At 41.0% G+C, this 18,423-nt stretch carries 15 protein-coding genes and 1 pseudogene; 7 read left to right on the top strand and 9 right to left on the bottom strand.

The genetic code is table 11. The features are described 5' to 3' along the window. Positions 1-2 precede the first annotated feature (2 nt). The 3 genes from WJM94_RS11255 to WJM94_RS11245 form a co-directional block, all read right to left on the bottom strand. On the bottom strand, positions 3-1,076 hold the full coding sequence (locus WJM94_RS11255) for an ABC transporter permease (protein WP_444494305.1): 1,074 nt from the start codon (positions 1,074-1,076) through the stop codon (positions 3-5). Positions 1,077-1,157: 81 nt separating this feature from the next. Further along, complete coding sequence (locus WJM94_RS11250) at positions 1,158-2,666, bottom strand: CoA transferase (RefSeq protein WP_444494304.1); 1,509 nt, start codon at positions 2,664-2,666, stop codon at positions 1,158-1,160. Between the two features lie 27 nt (positions 2,667-2,693). Continuing rightward, positions 2,694-3,092 carry a hypothetical protein gene (locus WJM94_RS11245; protein WP_444494303.1) on the bottom strand — a complete coding sequence of 133 codons (399 nt, stop codon included), beginning with the start codon at positions 3,090-3,092 and terminating at the stop codon, positions 2,694-2,696. Between the two features lie 801 nt (positions 3,093-3,893). Between WJM94_RS11245 and WJM94_RS11240 the strand changes: the two genes are divergently transcribed. Further along, the gene (locus WJM94_RS11240) at positions 3,894-5,276 is read left to right on the top strand and encodes a carbohydrate porin (protein WP_444494302.1); all 1,383 of its coding nucleotides are present in this window, start codon (positions 3,894-3,896) and stop codon (positions 5,274-5,276) included. Positions 5,277-5,691: 415 nt separating this feature from the next. Further along, positions 5,692-5,901, top strand: coding sequence for a hypothetical protein (locus WJM94_RS11235; RefSeq protein ID WP_444494301.1), 210 nt, complete (start codon positions 5,692-5,694; stop codon positions 5,899-5,901). A 287-nt stretch (positions 5,902-6,188) separates the two neighbouring features. On the opposite strand, the gene WJM94_RS11230 is transcribed toward WJM94_RS11235, so the two are convergent. After that, positions 6,189-6,806, bottom strand: a complete 618-nt coding sequence (locus tag WJM94_RS11230) for a nucleotidyltransferase domain-containing protein (protein ID WP_239958595.1) — start codon at positions 6,804-6,806, stop codon at positions 6,189-6,191. 241 nt (positions 6,807-7,047) lie between these two features. On the opposite strand from WJM94_RS11230, the gene WJM94_RS11225 reads away from it, so the two are divergent. From WJM94_RS11225 to WJM94_RS11215, 3 genes are all read left to right on the top strand, one after another. After that, positions 7,048-7,530: a tetratricopeptide repeat protein gene (locus WJM94_RS11225; protein WP_444494300.1), complete on the top strand. Its 483-nt coding sequence runs from the start codon at positions 7,048-7,050 to the stop codon at positions 7,528-7,530. Positions 7,531-7,548: 18 nt separating this feature from the next. Further along, on the top strand, positions 7,549-8,517 hold the full coding sequence (locus tag WJM94_RS11220; RefSeq protein ID WP_444494299.1) for a PhzF family phenazine biosynthesis protein: 969 nt from the start codon (positions 7,549-7,551) through the stop codon (positions 8,515-8,517). Between the two features lie 267 nt (positions 8,518-8,784). Then, positions 8,785-9,165, top strand: a complete 381-nt coding sequence (locus WJM94_RS11215; RefSeq protein WP_444494298.1) for a hypothetical protein — start codon at positions 8,785-8,787, stop codon at positions 9,163-9,165. Between the two features lie 600 nt (positions 9,166-9,765). On the opposite strand, the gene WJM94_RS11210 is transcribed toward WJM94_RS11215, so the two are convergent. The 5 genes and pseudogenes from WJM94_RS11210 to WJM94_RS11190 all read right to left on the bottom strand — a co-directional run bounded on the left by WJM94_RS11210 (position 9,766) and on the right by WJM94_RS11190 (position 14,425). After that, complete coding sequence (locus tag WJM94_RS11210) at positions 9,766-11,652, bottom strand: methyl-accepting chemotaxis protein (protein WP_444494297.1); 1,887 nt, start codon at positions 11,650-11,652, stop codon at positions 9,766-9,768. Between the two features lie 484 nt (positions 11,653-12,136). After that, positions 12,137-12,836, bottom strand: a pseudogene (locus WJM94_RS11205) (helix-turn-helix transcriptional regulator). A gap of 192 nt (positions 12,837-13,028) precedes the next feature. Continuing rightward, positions 13,029-13,241 carry a hypothetical protein gene (locus WJM94_RS11200; protein WP_258519085.1) on the bottom strand — a complete coding sequence of 71 codons (213 nt, stop codon included), beginning with the start codon at positions 13,239-13,241 and terminating at the stop codon, positions 13,029-13,031. Positions 13,242-13,749: 508 nt separating this feature from the next. Then, entirely contained in the window at positions 13,750-14,022 is a 273-nt protein-coding gene (locus tag WJM94_RS11195; protein ID WP_444494296.1) for a hypothetical protein, read from the bottom strand. A 19-nt stretch (positions 14,023-14,041) separates the two neighbouring features. Continuing rightward, entirely contained in the window at positions 14,042-14,425 is a 384-nt protein-coding gene (locus tag WJM94_RS11190; protein ID WP_444494295.1) for a hypothetical protein, read from the bottom strand. 185 nt (positions 14,426-14,610) lie between these two features. Between WJM94_RS11190 and WJM94_RS11185 the strand changes: the two genes are divergently transcribed. Then, positions 14,611-15,054, top strand: a complete 444-nt coding sequence (locus WJM94_RS11185; RefSeq protein WP_010430784.1) for a hypothetical protein — start codon at positions 14,611-14,613, stop codon at positions 15,052-15,054. A gap of 922 nt (positions 15,055-15,976) precedes the next feature. Further along, complete coding sequence (locus WJM94_RS11180) at positions 15,977-18,394, top strand: DEAD/DEAH box helicase family protein (RefSeq protein WP_444494294.1); 2,418 nt, start codon at positions 15,977-15,979, stop codon at positions 18,392-18,394. Positions 18,395-18,423 lie beyond the last annotated feature (29 nt).

The raw sequence follows: 18,423 nt of genomic DNA, 5'->3' as shown, positions 1-18,423 counted from the left end.
TCTCAACTCATGAGTACGGCAAAAAATCCGTCAAGAACAACAATCCAAATGATGCTGCTCACCACTGCACTAGTAGCAGACATGCCAACTGAAGTGGCTCCAGCGCCTGTAGATAGGCCACGTTCACATCCAATAACAGCGATAATAAAACCAAAAACCGCCGCTTTGATGAGTCCATAGGTTAAATCCCACACCGAAAGTGCTTTTAAAATTTCGTTGTAATATTGAACAAACCCGATATCGAATTTTAGGAGTACCAGAGCACCACCAAATACACCAATAACGTTCGCTAAAACGGTCAACAACGGAAGCACGATAACGGAAGCATAGATGCGTGGTATCACCAAAAACTCGACCGGGCTTATACCAAATGTCCGTAGAGCATTAACTTCTTCATTCACCTTCTGGGTACCTATCTCTGCGGCAAACGCAGCCCCGGTACGACCAGAAAAAACAATCGCTGTCATTAGTGGGCCTAACTCGCGGAACATCGATATACCGATGCCATCGGCAACAAACAGAACCGCACCAAACTGACTTGCGATCAAACCTATTTCAAAGGCAATAATAACGCCCATTAAAAAGCCAATTAACAATATGATAGGAACCGCGTCAGCACCTGCGCGTGTTGATAAACTTGACACAGTTGCCCAATTGAGCCTCTTTCGCCCTGTAAAACCAACCCTCAGCACATGCACGCAATCTTTTAGAAATCTAACGACCGAGCTAACGTAAATTAAAACATCTTTTGTTGCTTTACCGACAGTTTCAAAAAAGTCATCTGGTTGTCTATCAGTATTCACATTGCTTTCTGAACTATGAGACGGAACGAGGTCAGCGAGTTTCGGGTCCAATCCACTGATAGTTATGCCCGCCTCAGGTTGTCTTGGTCGGCTTTGTAAGTCGGATATAAAGGCGATACCTGAAATGTCTATAAATTTTAGTTTGCTGGCATTAACGACAACTGGTCTATTTGGATTTGCTTTTAATAGAGCGTTAGTTTCACTCCACAGTGCGCCAACGGTAGATGAGGTGATACGCTCCCCTAGCTCAATCTCGAGCGGTTTTTCACTCATAGGCCCCTCGACCATCAAAACAGAAATGAGGTGATGCTAGCCCAGTCACCACTAACATCACCAAGGTGTGATACAAAGCATTTATTCTTTGAGCATCAAATCTTCATGCCCGAAACCCGGCCTAAACCCAAACAGACCACGTTTTACGATTTTCGAAGGTTCATGGGTAACCGTGCCGTCGCCGATGTAATCGCCTGTCCATGTTGTTGTCACCGGGTCGTGTGCCCCCATGATAGATGGGCCAGTAAAGCAATAGCCTGGCGTTCTAGATAAAGTTACGTAAGGCTTGATTCGCGTAAAAACAGCGCCAAACTCACTGGCTTGATCGACTAGGTATTCGTGCATATCATCCATTGAGATTGGAACCGCTTCTTCTTCTTCGTAAGTGAGAGACAATAGTTCCATAGCAGAGCGAGCAAGCATAGCTTCATAGTACCAACCGCCACCTTCCTTCTCACGCTTAATCAGTCCCGCAACAACCGCTATAGCCGCGAGGAATCCAGTACCAAAATCCAATGGTAAAGCACCAACCAAATGATACTGGTCTCGGTCTTGAGAGGCGATATCGACCATGCCAGTGCAAGTCTGAGCCAGCTGTTCCCAACCTTTGCGTTTTTTCCAAGGCCCTGTCGGGCCATACGACGACACCTGTACAATAACTAGGTTTGGATTAAGTTTCAGAAGCGCTTCCTTATCAAAACCTAAACGTTCTAAAGACTCAGGACCATACCCCCAAACCAAGGCGTCCGCACCCTTGATGAGTTCTGCAAATTTGTCCTTATGCGGTTCGTGTTTAAGATCGAGTTGGATTTGTTTTTTACCGTAACTTTCTTCAAAAATCACAGGATAAAGGAATGGAAAAGCAGGATGACGAATGGATATCACCTCTGCTCCGTATTCAGAAAGTTGTCTTGTAGACCAAGGGCCTGCAACCACATGGGTTACATCGATAACTTTCAAACCATCCAGTGGCCGATGGACAGCCTTTGGTAGAGGTTTAGCCGGCGCATCTCCCCATTTTTCAGAATAAACCACCGGATGTTCAGCCATCGCTTTACCTTGAGGGTGCGCTTGCCACTCATCTTTGGTCATCAGCGGAGCAACACACAGCCCCTGCTCTTCAAAATCAGCTTCAATTTGAGCCATGTCATGCTTGGCAATATTCTTGGTCAAACTTTCATAATTGTTTGCGCAATCAAAGTAATTCAAAATGCCGTCACGCAGATGAGGATAGGCGCCATTCAAACACATCCATTTACCGTCTCTCGACTGTTGAATGCTGTTGACAGGGACCTCAATTTCACCGCCTAAAATGATAGTGCCATTTAGAAAATGGTATAAAGGGTCGTTCAAACTGAACGTGGCTTGCCGTCTATCGACTGTTGCTTTCTGTTTAGGTAAACCTCTAAGCTCGCCGATTTCCATTAAGCTGGCACCAAGCGCAGAAATAATACCGGTGGCGTAATCAGAAGTAGCAAGTTTCTCCTTGAGGTAAGTCGGCGTCTGCACTACTTCGATAGCATCTGAAGGTGTCGTAAGCCCCAGCGCACTTGCAATACTTTCGTACATCTTCTCTTGGTTCTTGTTCATACCGTTTACTCTCCATTAGTTAATCGGTTACTTTTTCTCTTCAATATGCGGTGGGTAATCAACAACGTAACGCTCTACTTGACCTTTCTCGTCTAACCAAAGAATGTTGATCAACGGAGACACTTTTATCGTTTCTGAGCTTCCGTCTTTTGGGGCTATCGTGGCACTGCCATGCATGACGAATGTGTTATCACCTATTTGGTAAACATCATGCACGTAGTGAACCGTATCGTAGGGGCTGTCTAATTTGACGAAGTACTCTTTGGCGTCTTCTATACCTTCAACGACCTCACGCCCAAACTGCATCACAACCGAATCACGTAGCACGTAAAAGCCGGAATTTTCGGAAAAATCCAACTCATCTATAGACTTAAACAGACTCGTTAGCCAATCGGGTGTCTCTATTCTTTTCATTTCTTTTTTCATAGTATGCTCCAATACTTAAACCACAGCCTCACGTACCAAACCCACTATGGTACCAAACCCACTATGGATAAGGTGCCTGCAGTTCAGTTCCTACATTAAATTCATTTAACAATTAATCACTTAAGTATTATTCAAGTACATGTTGGGATATATTCAACAAAATAAACGTTCAAACTCGCCATCTAATCTATTTCAAAGGCGGATTCACCACTCAATAGAAGTTTAAACCATGTGAAAAATCGTAGTTCAAATTTCATTGCTTTGAAGATATTTTGTTTTTTAAAACAGTATCCTTGACCAACTTCACGTTATTTAAATTGGGTTAAATGAAAACAAGTAGTGTAAATTACCTTATGTTTTAAAACGTATTAACCTTGTAATGCGTCAAACCTAAAAAATCCGAAAAAAAAATAGAGAACAAGCCTGACAATTGAATATAAGTCCTTATTTCAATTCATAAAAAATAAAACGCCATCAGTTTAAATCAATATAACCGTTATGTTTTTCAACAAAAAATCTAGATTTTTACTGTAATTATCACTGATTGAGTAGTTAAGGCCACTTCTTGCTTCATTTTCATGATATAAAAATACAACAAACCTCAATAATCCTATGATTTTTTGGTTAAATTTAGTAATTCAACACTTTCGTGGCTGCTAGTCATCGGTTCAAAACTATTATTTTTTACCCGGCCGTATAGCCCAAACATGGCCATTAATATTTTACTATCGATATTTGACAGCGTTATAAAGCTGACTAAAGCTCTAATTATTATAGTAATGTAAGTAAAAGGAAGATGCTTTGAAAACGAACTACTTCATTTCGACAATTGTACTGTCCGGTGCTATCAATATGGCCTTCGCTGAGACACCTACAGAGTCCAGTGATTACATTTCCTTCGTAGAGTCAGTCCCACCAATGTACGGACTATTAATGCGTGGTAATAACTATTATGGCAACGTCTTAGATCCTAATGAGTCGGGGCGATCTATTTATGATAGACAGTTTCTCGCAGGGAACTTTGGCGGCTACAGGGATATATGGTTAGACCATGGGGTGCTTGTTGGAGGGGGGCTGACACAGACTCTCTCCGGCGCAGCCTCTGGTGATGGCGACAGCAGTAAATATGTTGGTTCCGCAGATGTGTATCTCGGTTTAGATACAGGAAGAGCTAAACTTTGGTCAGGCGGTCTGATTTTTGCTCATATCGAAGGGTCATGGGGTAATTCCATCAGTGGTACAGGTTCGGTACTGCCTTCGAACTTTGATGCCGTGATGCCTGGTACACAACCGGGTGATGTCGCGTTATCAGAGTTTTACTTAATGCAGGGCTTGCCAGCAGGTTGGGCATTTACGATCGGTAAAATCAACTGGACGTCCGTCATGGAAACGAACATGTTCGCCAATGACGAGCGGAATCAATTCATGCATACCGGTTTAGTTAATAACGCAATCCTAGGCTCATTTGTTCCTTATACCAGTTTGGGTATGGGATTATTCCGTCAACACAGTGAAGAGGTTGCGTACGGTTTCATTTATACCTCAAACAGTACAAATGCAACTTCAGCAGGCTTTGATGACCTTGATATTGATGAAATGACGGGTGGTGGACAATTCTCTTGGTCTCCTAAGTGGGACGGGAAACCCGGAAGTTATCTCATGATGGCTGGTTACACCAATAAAGACACCACTAATTTCCACATTTCTGAACAACATGAGTTCGAAGAGATTGCTGGTATCATACCCGTAGATAAGAAGACCGGTAATTGGGCTGTTGCTGTTAATATGTCTCAATATTTATGGGTTGATAACAGTGCATCCAGAGCAGATATGCAGCCTGTCGGCTTTGGTATTTTTGCACGCTGGGGCACTGCACCAAAAGACCGTTCTGCCATAGACCAATTTTACAGTTTAGGTATTGCCGGTACTGGAGGACTGTTTGCACGACACGACGACAGCTGGGGTATTGGATGGGCTAACTCGCATTTTTCCAAAGACTTACGTATAGACTTGAAGCGACTGGGTATCAATATAGATAGATCTGAAAATGCGTATGAAGCCTATTATAATGTTGCCCTGACTCCTGCAGTTAAACTTACCTTTGACGCTCAGCTGCTTCAATCGAGCGTAAAATCAGTTGATGACCCACTAGTTCTTGGGTCACGTCTTCAAATTGATTTTTAAGTCAAACATATGCATTTGAGTTTATAAAATTTTGCTAAGCTCGTAGCCCTTTACCACAAGTTTAGGGCTATACATAACGCGTGGTGTTGGCCTTCATTTAGTGGCCTACGACTGTAAATTAAAAAACGTAACGAACAAAACTGAATGAGAGTGCCCGTTCTATATCGGCCGGTGCTCAGAGTTACGTAGAATAGTATGACTACAGGTATTACGTTAAAGCAAACCGAGCAACTGCCAGTGTTTCTACAAGAGGTTTTTAAGTGTATTGACGCTAAAGACTTTGAAGGCGTAAAACGTTTTTACTCTGAGAAATTTACACTGTATTTTGCCCATTACGTGCTCAAAGGGGTTGATCAAGGGATAGGATTTGTGGGCCAATTTGATCACCTCCTTCCTAAGTATCAACATGTAATGAATGACATTTTTGATTTTTGTTTCGGACAATTTAATCACATTCGATGACATTTTGAGAGTGTGGTTAGAAGATGGAACACAAATCGATACACCGTTCTGGGACAAAATTATCCTGGATGAATCTGGTAAGATAGAGACAATGTACGCGACTTTCAGTATCGCTGCAGTGCCAGAAAGGTTCTGGAGAGACCTAGCCCCTAAAGACATATAGCTTAAAAAATTAATTCACCTCGGAGGAGTCAGCCCAGAGGCGTTTGAATCAGCCTAAAAATGAGGCTGAAAATTGTCAAGGATACTGGGGGATAGTCCAATTTTATCTTTAACGGTTCGCCTTAGCCATTATTCGTATAACTCTACAGCAAAACATTCTAATCTAGGCTTAACCCTACAACGTGAAAGCAAGCTCTACGCCGTGGGAACTCTCCATCTTGACCACTTACTTGAGCTTTATTGTATAGGTTAACGCCATTACTAGACGTACAGCCCAAGTATTGACCATTAAACTCTGATGACAATCGCCGCTAATCTTCTTAATACATCGAGATTGTTAGGCTCATGATACATCTGAACAAATAAATCATACGTCGATTTATCTTGACTCTTCAGATAATTGAAGCTTTTCTTTGAACCAAGAAACCACAAACCTCGCACTTCAAAATAAAGGCTTAATAACTCGTATTGCAGCCATGTTCGACGATAGTTGCCGTCCAAATCTTCTGCGCTTGCTCGAAGTAACATTTTCTCTACCCATTCTCTCAAATGCGCTACGTCATCTTCAGATAAAGGCTTTCTCCCCACTTCTAAACATTGCTTTACTCTTGAGAGATACTCGACACCAAGTCCGCGCTCATCGTAAAGTACAACACCATCACCGAATCTAAGGGCTTCTTCTGGCACCGAGTCTAAGTAAGCCGTCGGATACACAACCGCATCTAAAAAGACACCGTGAAACATTCTCGCATCTTTGCACTCTTGCGTATCATCACAGAAGCAAGCAACATCTATATCGCTAGACTCGTTCGCTTCATTTCGTGCATATGATCCGTATAGGATAATGGTGTGTGGGTTATACTTGTTTTTTAGCTCTTCACAAATCCGAGCCTGCAATTCGTCCATTCCTGCTCCTTAATCGCCATAAATCATAAACCTAAAAATTATGGTCTTATTGAAGAATCATCTTCATTTCATCGTCGCTAATAAATCAATTTACTCATTTCTATGATGAATTTGTGATGGTTCACCTGATTTGACACCGTCGATGCTCACACTAATCTTATGTGCTGTTTTTTTACAAGCTTTAAACTTTAAAACATAGTAAAAAGCGGCCACTTAATGACTGGAAGGAAACGAGAAATCTATGAATGAGCATATTAAACGGGCTATCGAGTTAAGGAATAACGGTGATTTTGAGGGAAGCCGAAAATTATTGACACGCCTTCTTAGCAACGAAGATATCGCACCTCAAGCGCACCTTCATATCGCATGGTCTTATGATAATCAAGGGCTTGAGTCAGAAGCGGTTCAGCATTATAACGCCGCACTAGCTGGTGACCTCGATGAGCACGACCATTTTGAGGCTCTGTTTGGACTGGCTAGTACGTACAGAAGTCTCGGTAACTATCATGATGCCGCCGCTTTGTTTGAAAAAACACGTGCTCTTTTCCCAAATGCAAAGGAGGTGATGCCATTTTATGCAATGTGTTTGTATAACCTTGGACAGCATAAAAAAGCGGTTGAGCTGTTGTTGAACCTTCTGGTTGACACAACAAGCTCAGAAGAAATTTTAACGTACAAACGAGCTATCAAGCTTTACGCGCAAGACTTAGATCGAACTTGGTAATTTTAAGGAAATGAAGCTGTGACCATTGATACGACACATGCGGTTGATCATGTTATTAACGTCTACCTGGTTAATTCGTTTACCAAAGATGACTCTGGAGGGAATCCTGCTGGCGTTGTTTTAGGCCCACCCTCCCTCAGTACAGAACAAAAAACATATATCGCGCAACGGGTTGGTTTTTCCGAAACGGCCTTTGTATACGCCAATAATGAAACTGATTTCAAAGTGGAATTTTTTACTGCTGAAGGAGAAGTGGACTTTTGTGGTCATGCAACTTTGGCTGCATTTTTCGTCTTGGCTTCGCAGGGGTTCATTGAGCAAGGTGGTTACACACAACAAACAAAAGCAGGTATTCTCCATGTAGCCATCGATGATGGATCTATTATAATGGATCAAACCAAACCTCAGTTTCGTCGCGCTCCTAGCGTTGAGAAAATCGCGGATGCTCTTGGTATTCAAAGCGAAGCTATTACGAATACGGGATTGCCCATTGAAATCATCTCGACAGGTCTACCAGATGTCTTCGTTCCTTTAGTAGATGGGTGTTTAGATAGCCTAACGCCTAATTTTGCTGCGATATCTAAGCTAAGCCAAGAGTTCAATACTATCGGCTTCCACGTATTTGAACTCTGTAATGAGAAGTCAACCGTTGCTCAATGCCGAAATTTTGCACCGCTGTATGGCATAAATGAGGAGTCTGCTACAGGCAGTGCGAGTGGGGCTTTAGGTTGTTATCTTGTTAAGCATGGTATCACTGATAGCTTAACGTTCTCTTTAGAGCAAGGACGCGCAATGGGGGCCTTATCTTTGATTCAAGTTACCATTGATTACGAACAAGATATCATTCGTCGGGTTAGAGTCGGAGGTCAAGCCTCGTTGGAAGGAATGAAGGAGGTGCCGATAAGTTTATCTCACATTGAAGACCTACGACTATGCGAAGCTTGGCGTCGTTATTTTTCGGTGCGCCCCATGCCATCAAAGGCGTAATACTTAAGTCTTATTCCCCCTAACACTAGGCTGTACTGGAATGGCAGTAAAACAGAGTTAATTACTGCATTCGGTTATTCTCGACTAGAACAGCAGTCAGTTTTAAGATTATTCCTAGTGATATGAATATGCTCAGTCAACCATGGTATATCGGGCCATTTGGAGATCCTCCTTCGGTCTAATGGCCGTTATTATGTTGCGAAGGAAGACACGCAGATTATCGTAACAAGCACTGACGATCCTATTTTAAGTGAAAATAACGGTTCCGTGGAGGTCGAATCGGAGACCAACGTCTTAACATTTTCTGGTGCTTCTACGGTCGATGTTTCCTCAACTACCCATCAACATATCTCACGGTACGGCGGTTATTCTACTGAAGAGTTTGGGGCTGAACTTGGACTCAGTATTGTGACTGATGGCAGTGGCGATATAGTCTCCGTCGTTGGAGAAGAGGCTGATGGCTTTGTGAACTCATACTATAACTACTTAGTGTTTTATAATGCTTACGGCATTCATGGCTCAGATATGGAAATTGATAGTACCTTAGCCGTAAAACTCCCGTCAGAAACCCCAGTCCTAACGGGGAGTACCTATCGACTGACCTTCACTAACGCTGCAATGTTAAGCAATACAGCCTTTGAGTTATAACACTCTGACTTTACCACTAAGCTGGAGTTTAACTCTGAAACCTCCGCCACTCTGACTGGCTCTATCACAACGATTGATTTACCTTCATTTGGTGCACTCTAGAGACGACGAAAGAATCAGTAAGCCTCACAGCGAACTCTTCAGTAGCCTCAAATGGTGCAGCGACGATAACCGTTACTGATAATGACGGGACGTTCACGATGACTGGGTATTTTAATGAGTCAGCCAGTCTGGGAATTTTTACCACTACTTCAGCTAATGCTGACTCCGACCCAGATGGTCTAGGATTGGCTATTTTAGTAGAAATTGACTAGAGCTGGTTAATTTTCTTAAAGCACCTTAGTTCACCTGAGGAGCTTTACGCGTTGGGGTACTTCCGTTTCAAGCAAGACTCACAGACACATTTATGGTTGAGTCCATATTAAACGACTAGATATTAACTTCAGGTATGGAAAAGTCCGTTAGTTAGGAGTCCTGTTTTACTGGTTCATACCATGTTCTTTTACGGGTTTGTTCATACGCATCAGGAGCAACACCTCCGTTAAAAAATCGGCGAGGCTCTATGCCTCGCCGTTTTTAATTTTTTAATACTGACTATCACTACGAGAGTTTAAACGTTGCCACCTTGTTCGTTAGTTCTTGTGCTTGTAGTTTCAGCTTGGTTGACTCTTGCGAGCTTTCTTGGGTACTGATGACAAGCTCATCGGCCACATCTTTAATAGAGGTGATGTTTTGCGTGATCTCACCTGTTACGTGTGTCTGCTCTTCCGCTGCTGTTGCAATTTGTGTTGCCATATCACTGATCAACGAAACCGCTTCATGAATTTCACTCAACGCATTCGTTGCTTGGTCTGCGTCTGATACCGACGTGTTTGCCAAGTTAGAGCTGCTATCCATTAAACTCACCGCTCGTGTTGTAGTTTGCTGAAGCGTATCAATCGTCGCTTTGATCTCTTCGGTGGACGCATGAGTGCGCTGCGACAGTACTCTAACTTCATCCGCTACCACGGCAAAACCGCGACCTTGCTCACCAGCGCGTGCTGCTTCGATTGCCGCGTTAAGAGCCAGTAGGTTTGTTTGCTCTGCAATGCCTTGAATGGTCGAAAGGACGGTAGAAATCTCTTGCGCGTGGCGGTCCAACTCACTGATAACGGAACTTGCTTCGCCAAGCTCCGTCGCAAGACTGTTGATAGAACCCATAGTGCGTTGAACCAAAGACTGACCGTTGTTCGTACTCACGGTTGAATCCTGCGCCGCGTTGGCAGTTTGTTCAGCATGAGAGGCGATTTCACGGGTAGCACTCGCTAACTCTGTTACCGCTGTTGCGACCATTGTGATCTCCTGCTGCTGCTGATGGATCTCAGAAACGGCGTTGTTCGAACGATGCGTGTTATTGTCTGACTGCTCATTAATGAGGTGTGCTTGCTCACGAATATGACCAATCAATTTTTGCAGACTACCCACAAATGTATTGAAGTTATTCGCCAGGCGCCCTACTTCATCACTACTCTCCACCTCAATACGCTGAGTAAGATCACCGCTACCATTGGCGATCTGCTCCAGCGCTTGAGAAACGTTGTTTAACGGTCTAAACAGGATGCTACACAGCAGGTTGAACAGCAGAGTACAAATAACAACCACGATTGCTGTTGCGAACACTTGGCTCCATACCGCATCAAATAGCGGAGCAACCAAAGAACCATAGTTGAGAATGGTTACTGTTGTTAGTGCTGTTCCATCAATTTTTTGAGCGTACAGAACATACTCTTCACCTGCGATTGAAATAGACTCATCATTACCACTGCGTGAAGCGCTTTGTATGGTCTTGAATTCCAACCCTAGCTGACTAACGGGTTGGTTAAGAAGCTTAGTGTCTTTATGGGTAAAAATATTGCCCTTCTCATTAGCAATGAACATGTAGCCGTCACCTGGAAGGATCACTTTGTCCATGTTGTTAAGAATATCGGTGATCTCTACATCCGCACCCAGCACCACTTGCTGACCATGTAGATTGAGCGCCTTACCCAGTGAAACTACGTTTGCGCCAGTAGCAGCGGCAACTGTTGGGTTATCCATAAAGACTTTGTTTGGGTCTGCGACAGCATTGATGTACCAACCCCAATTACGCGGATCATTATTCCCTGGCGGTAGTACAACGCCATTCGCATTTACTTGACTACCGTCTGGATATGCCAAGAATACGTTGTCGAAAGCAGCCGAGTGACTAATTTGTTTTAGGTGCGTAACGATTGCGGCTTTATCTACCTCTTGAGACAGAGAAGTCAACGCACGCTCTTTTGATAGTAACCAGTCAGCCACGTATTGATTATAAGATGCTGTTGTACTCTCAAGGCGCTGCTCAACCTCTTCATCCATGCGACTTAGCGAAGCGTTAAATGAAAGTGCTTCTACCAGTAATCCCCCGACTATAATGGCAGTACTCGCTGAAATCGCGAGTTTGTTTTTAAGTGACAGTTTCTTAAACATTGGAAACCTTTTTATAGTGTCATGTTCAGTTCCAATTGGAACAAGCGAAAAGAAGCGTAAATATAATTTCAAAGCGTGAATTAAATAATGAGCGAAGTCTAGTTTTTTAAAGTTATACCGCTCAAATATTCATGAAAAAGTCACCAACTCCAATCCAATTCCCAATATTTATGTCGTTATGAAATCGTATGAACCTACCGTTGCTCTGGCTTATTGAACCCAGTAGCATATTTAGATTGAGCATTAATTTTACCCAACGGTTCGACAGTCAAAGATTGCGTTAGCCAGCCAATAGGCATACTGACTCGCTGTGGTGATAGGCGATAAAAGCTTTGGCTCACACTCAAATGCTTGCGCACAAAAACTCATGCTGAGTTGAACGTTCTCTACATATAAAACAATGGAGTCAATGGATAACATAGTTATAAGCCTTCACTTTTTGAATTGATGAAATAAATGTAACGGAAGGCAGTGACAATTTTTGTCAGTAGAGAAAACGCTTGTGATCAATTTCCTCCAGAGTTTCCCACTCTGAAAGTAAAGCCTGACGAGAACGCTCATATTTAGCTTCAAGCGGCAAGAAAGACTGAACTCTATCAAGACGGAAGTTACGGTACTCGTTTCGTGTTTCGCACCATGCAACTAAAATATTGTGTTGCTCAAACATACCTATGAGAATTGGCCACACAATCTTTTTGTTTATAGTTCCTTTTGCATCTTCGTAAAATATTTCGGCTTTATGCCCTTTCTGTATCGTTTTTTAGATCAGTTAGCTTAATTAAAAGTTATGGTGCTTTGAAGGCTGAAGCAATTCTAACGATACTCTCAGTATGCTTAGCTTCATGCTCTGAAGGCAAAACTGATGAAATCTTAGCAAGTGCATTAATAGCAGCTTCACTAAATTCTCCGTTTGCCTGCTTTGCTACCCATTCAGCTCCTAATCTTAGGGCTTCAAGCTCTTCTACGCTGAACATCATCGGGGGTAAATCAAAGCTCTGTTTTAAAACAAACCCAAGCCCAGCGTCCCCTTCGACATCTGCCTCTTGTGCTTGCAAAGTTGCAATATCTCGATAGATAGTTCTCACACAGACATTAAACCGATTAGCTAATTCCTCAGCAGAGACTGGATATCTATAGCGTCGAAGTAGTTGGTGTAATTCTAGTAGGCGTTGACTGCGTGACATAATAAATCCATAAAAATATTGAGTACATATAATGTTCCAAAATGTATCAGCCGAACTGCTCAATAAAAGCTTTTGATAAATAGCGGCGTTCTCCAGCAGACATCATTAAACTGGTTCTGGATAGTCCAAAGACAACGTGAAACAAGCCAAAAATACTCTACGCGCCTGAAAATATCCCACTGGGGGTCAGTGTTACTCTCTAAAGCGTTTAACATTTGGCTTTAGTGGAGCAAAAACTAAATATAATGCCCAAGCTAACCAAGAGATGAAAACCATCGCTATTAGCCAACCTAGTTTTTCTTTCCCATGTGTTCTAGTTGATTTTAAAACTAATATCATCGGAATTAGCCAAACGAGTAGCATAAACAAGAGCAAGACAAACACGACCTCCAATTGTATATTCATGTAGGCCTTCCTTTTTGAATTAAATTATCGCAAAACTGAACATGTCAGCGCAATCAGATTACAACATTCCAGAAACATTTAGCAACAATGGCGACAAAATACAATTTTGGTATGTTATTAGCTCACCTCCACGAGAGCCATCGTAAATTGAGCCTTAACAATATCACCAGGGCAATTACCGTACTTTACTGGAAGTCGCTCAAGAGAACAGGCAATAAACAGATTGACCGTGACCTAGTCATAGTGGGACGGTAATTGCAGAGCAGTTGGAACTAAAATTATACCAATCAACTAGCAGCTTAGACTTGGCTGCTATACGATTCGCTGTGTCTATGTGAGAATCCCGATGCTTTAACTCGATGGTTTTTGTTACTGTCATATGAATTTGCGATTTGATACATTCGCGATAATTTTGATTTTTAACGTTTTCTGATTTTTCGCATACTCCACGCTCAATAATAGGCACCCAGTCCTGCTTATAAGCAGGACAACATCAATTGCTAATAGGCTAAAGAAGCTTATAGTTAACGGCCTTGTGAAAGTGACCTATATTCTGTTGTGTGGTTTCTAGCTTTAAGCCACAATAAGGACAATGAACTATGTTAAACGCGGTTTGCCAAAGCAATTCACCGACTTCATTAATTTCATGGCTTAGTTCAAGGTCCATCTCTTTTGCTGTCTCAGAAATAAACAAAAACCATTTCTTATCCGCTGTGTAATGATCTGTGCGATACACTTGAACTTCTTGCGGCATATGCTCGCATTGATGCTGTTTATTCATCCCCTCTCCTTACTTCATTTTAAAAAAAGCAAAAACTTTCAGTGTCTTTTACTTGTTGGATTCTCTTTGATTTATAGCGATTACAACCAAAGAGACCAGGAACCCGAGACTCTTTATCAGTTTGTTTTGGGAAAGTTGATTGATACTCGCTGGTTCTAGCGTTACGTTGACCAAAAGACCTGTGGCCAGAAAAACAGTTGCTGGGGTTTGATGATCTTGATTTAAAAATCCGACGTTGATCTTCTACAGTTAAACTGTTTGCTTTTAGTAAAGCTTCGCTATCTGAAATTATAAGTCTCTCTCCTCTTAAATCCTCAACGAGATTTAAATCATCATTTAAAGGTTTTTTAATAACTTTCAAATTAGGATTGTTATACACGTATTTACATCTTTTTAAATTCATAACTTTTAAACTCCAGGTAGTGTTTTAATATGGTTTTAATAAACCACATTAAAAACCCATTGTAAATATAAAATTAAAAATATAAATCAAGAAAAATTTTTAATTATTAAAAACTAACACACTTTTTTAGTTTCGTTTAAAATTAGGTTTCTATCCATTGCAAATTTAATAGGAATAAAAACCTAATGACACTTACTGAAAAGCAAGAAGCAGCAATAGAAATATTTAGTAATCGCAATAATATCAGAGGGTTGCAGCTATCTCTTATCGAACTAGAAGCTATCTGTGATAGAGTTGGATATATCATAGAAGAACTAAAATCTGCTGAAGAGATTAAAAAAGTTGAGACGGCCATACAAGCGTTGAAAGCCATTGGTATTGAGATCCCTGAAGAACTCTCCCACAAGCAAAAGAGTTTGTCTGGCTCGAAATCTTCTGCCACCACTCAGCGTAAGAGAGCGCCACTCGTCAAATTTAAAGTAGGAGACGAGATTTTTAAAGAAAGGTCTCAAGGTAAAGCGTCACGCGAGCTGGCGGCAGCAATAGAAAAGTACAATAGTGACAATGGCACCAGTCTTACTAAGAAAGATTTTAAAACGGATGAAGTTATTGAGGGTAGTAACCTTTAGCCTAAGGTTAAATACCATTAATACTCCATCGGCGTTGACTAGCACAACTCTTTTAAACGAATTTAGTTGACCACGAGTTCATTGTTGGAACAATTACTATCTGTTTATTGGCAAGTAACCATCCAATTGAACTTCTCGCTCGAAGAGCGAGTATATCGACAAGAGTATGGTGGCTTTGAGGTGGGATATCAATTGAACGCTTGATGTTGAGTGTCCACTTCTCCATTTATATTATTATATATACTTAAGAGAAGTGGACACATTCGCGGTTTACCTTGTAACAGTGAATTGACGTTCAATGGAGTCACTAATACGTTTAGCATGCTAACGCATGCAGTATTCGATGTTGAGGTTCCGCTTAAGACTCTTTAGTTATGACTTGTCACTCAGTGTCCACTTCCCCATTTATATTATTATATATACTTAAGAGAAGTGGACACATTCGTGGTTTACCTTGTAACGGTGAATTGACGTTCAATGGAATCACCAATACGTTTAGCATGCTAACGCATGCAGCATTCGGTGTTGAGATGTTACGTTAGACTCTCAGGTTAGAACTGTTGACTCAGTGCCCACACATTCATTTATTTTACATACTAAATGAGAAGTCGATCCATTTTTATAACCCCATAGCACTTAAGTAACCTCTCCCTCTTGAAGCGAACTTAGCTACAGATTCAGTCTTATTAATCATGAGATGGATATTTAAAAATAAATATCTTAAACACATCTAAATTACTTTCATTTTCTATTTAAATTTAAATACTCTGAGATATTATAAATTAAATATAAAAACCAAACCACTTAAACAATTGAAATATAAACCATAAATCAATATCGATAAAAAATTAAAAAAATTGATTGATCTTATCATTATTTATTAATTAGAATTTTATAAAACTAATTAAATGAGAATAAAACAGTGGAATATTTTTATAAAAATATTAGTGGCGCAACGGAATTTAAAAACATCAAACTACATGTCACTAAGAATGAAAATGATATTATAACAAGTACTAGTACCCGTGATGATTTAGCCATGAAACTTCCGAGTGAAGTACTCTCTACTATCCCTGTTTACCAAAACTGGGTCAGTTCGATAGCGATTTATGCGTCTACTAGCGTACAAGATATGATTGATGCTATAGCCGCTTCCATTCATTTTAAAAAGGAATTGTTAATTTCAGGCCATTCCATCGATTCACTTAACATGATACCTTTGCTTCAAGAGGTGTACCTTATTTCTCATGCATGCCGATTAACCGATAATAATAGTGAGTTAATAGAACATGCTCTAAAACAACTCAAACAGGCAGTTCACAGCGCATTTGTATCGATTGAATCCGCAATATTCTTCGCTTCAACACTCTTCAACATCAGTAGTCATGACATTGTCCGTCAGTTAACGTCCATCAATGAACAAGAGGTGGAAGCAATCAAACTCTCCCTGGATTTTTCAAGCGCTAAGCAAGTTTCCTGTTTAAACCAAATCGAGTTAGCGTTAAACCGCGTTAATGTTATCTCTGCTGAAACTGGTGTTGGAAAAACCACCTACGTCATTGACCATTATCTTCGCCAACGACTTAAGACCAATCCAAACTTAAAAATTGCTACCATTTCCCATAAGGATGCCATCAATAGTAACATGAATAATAAGATTTCAAAGCTTTTACCACATGCGAAGCAAGCAAGCCACAATACCCAATCGCTAGAGAAGCTTGAGAATGCACAGCTCATCGTTTCAACGACTAACTCGCTGCCCAAGATGCTTCAGTATGTACTCCGCTGCGATTTAGTTATCTTCGATGAAAGTGAAAAAGGATTTATATCCATTGATGGCAGTCATTACAATAGTGATTTACTGAAAGCAAAGTCCTTTGATGCAATAAGAACGGTCATTACTGATGCTAAACATGTCATCATGATGGATGCAGACAGCACAAACTGCATCACAGGCCAACTGATTGCATCTACAGGAATTAAAGATTATCAGCTGTATAAAGTAGAAGGCGGAAGATACTCCGACATCAATATCACAATCACGAATAGAGACGAAGTACTGAACGAAATCGGGGGTGGACACAATCCTTATAAAGTGATGGCTTTCGATAAGAAAGAGGCGTTGTACCAATATTTGTTTTCGATGGGTTTTCAATCTTCGGGTAAAGGCTGCGCTGAAAAAGCGCTAGAAGCTGGATACCTCGTGATTACGGCTGATACCCGTAACAAAGATGCCGTGAAGAAATTTTTAGCCAACCCAAACGATTCGTGCTTCTTGTACAAAAAAATCTTGTACTCACCTTATATTGATTCAGCAGTCAGTATCGAGGCGAATTACACCGACAAGGTTTTGGTGGTATCACATAGCATACTCATGCCCAAAGAACTGATACAAATGGGACGCAGGTTTCGCCAAGCCAAAGAAATTATTTTCGCTGTACAGAAAGACCATGTGACTTGCTATCAGAACAAAAACATGAATACCAATGGTGAGCCACTCAACAAGTCCTTTTCTTTTGAGTATATGCAGTACCTTATCCATCATATTTCCACACATACGCGTCACAATATGCCGTTATCTCTACAACGTACGGCTGAAGGTTTAGGTTTTCGAGTTAAAATCAAAGAGTGTTCTGCAGCACAACGTTACCGTGAATCCTTGTTGCAAAAGCAAATTACAGAAGCTTACAAAGCCTCTGTCAACGAATCTATCTACAAGGCACCCGAGCACGTTAGTGACCTGAATGAAGCAAATCAAGTCATCCATTCAGGCCAAGCGAATAACTTACAACTCTGTGCAGCAGAAAAAAGAGTGATTTCTGAAAGGCTGCGCATCCCAATTGATTCTCTAACCAACGAGGCGATTTCATTTTCTAGAGACCAAGCCTCTTTACTCGAACATTTACAGAAATATATGGAATGGCGCACGAAGAAAACACCATGTAACGACCTTTATGAACTGATGGATACTATTTTTAAAACGTTAGAAATTTCTATTGATAATATCAACCAGAATCAATCGATATCTAAGTCAAGTTATTATCATGCTTATGATATCATCAACCAGATATTAAATAACAATTCTAAACTCTGTAAAAAACTAAGTAACATGAAAACAATGTTAAAACCCATCACTTCCGAATCACAGTCTAAAAGTTATCGAACACGAGCGATAAATGACTTTCTGTATAAACTTGGTTTTGATTGCCAGAGAGATTATAAAACAAACAATAAATATAGGAGGTATAACATCAGTCTAAACACAAATGCGTATCCATCTGTACTTTATGTTTATCATCGTGATGTTACTTCACTTGATTCACTGCAAACTAATATGTAATCATTCAGATCAGTTTAAATCATTGTGAC

The sequence above is a fragment of the Vibrio sp. YIC-376 genome, assembly GCF_052353105.1.
Lineage (GTDB): Bacteria > Pseudomonadota > Gammaproteobacteria > Enterobacterales > Vibrionaceae > Vibrio.
The sequence above is the reverse complement of the archived record's forward strand: the minus strand, read 5'-3'. Positions and strand labels throughout refer to the sequence as shown.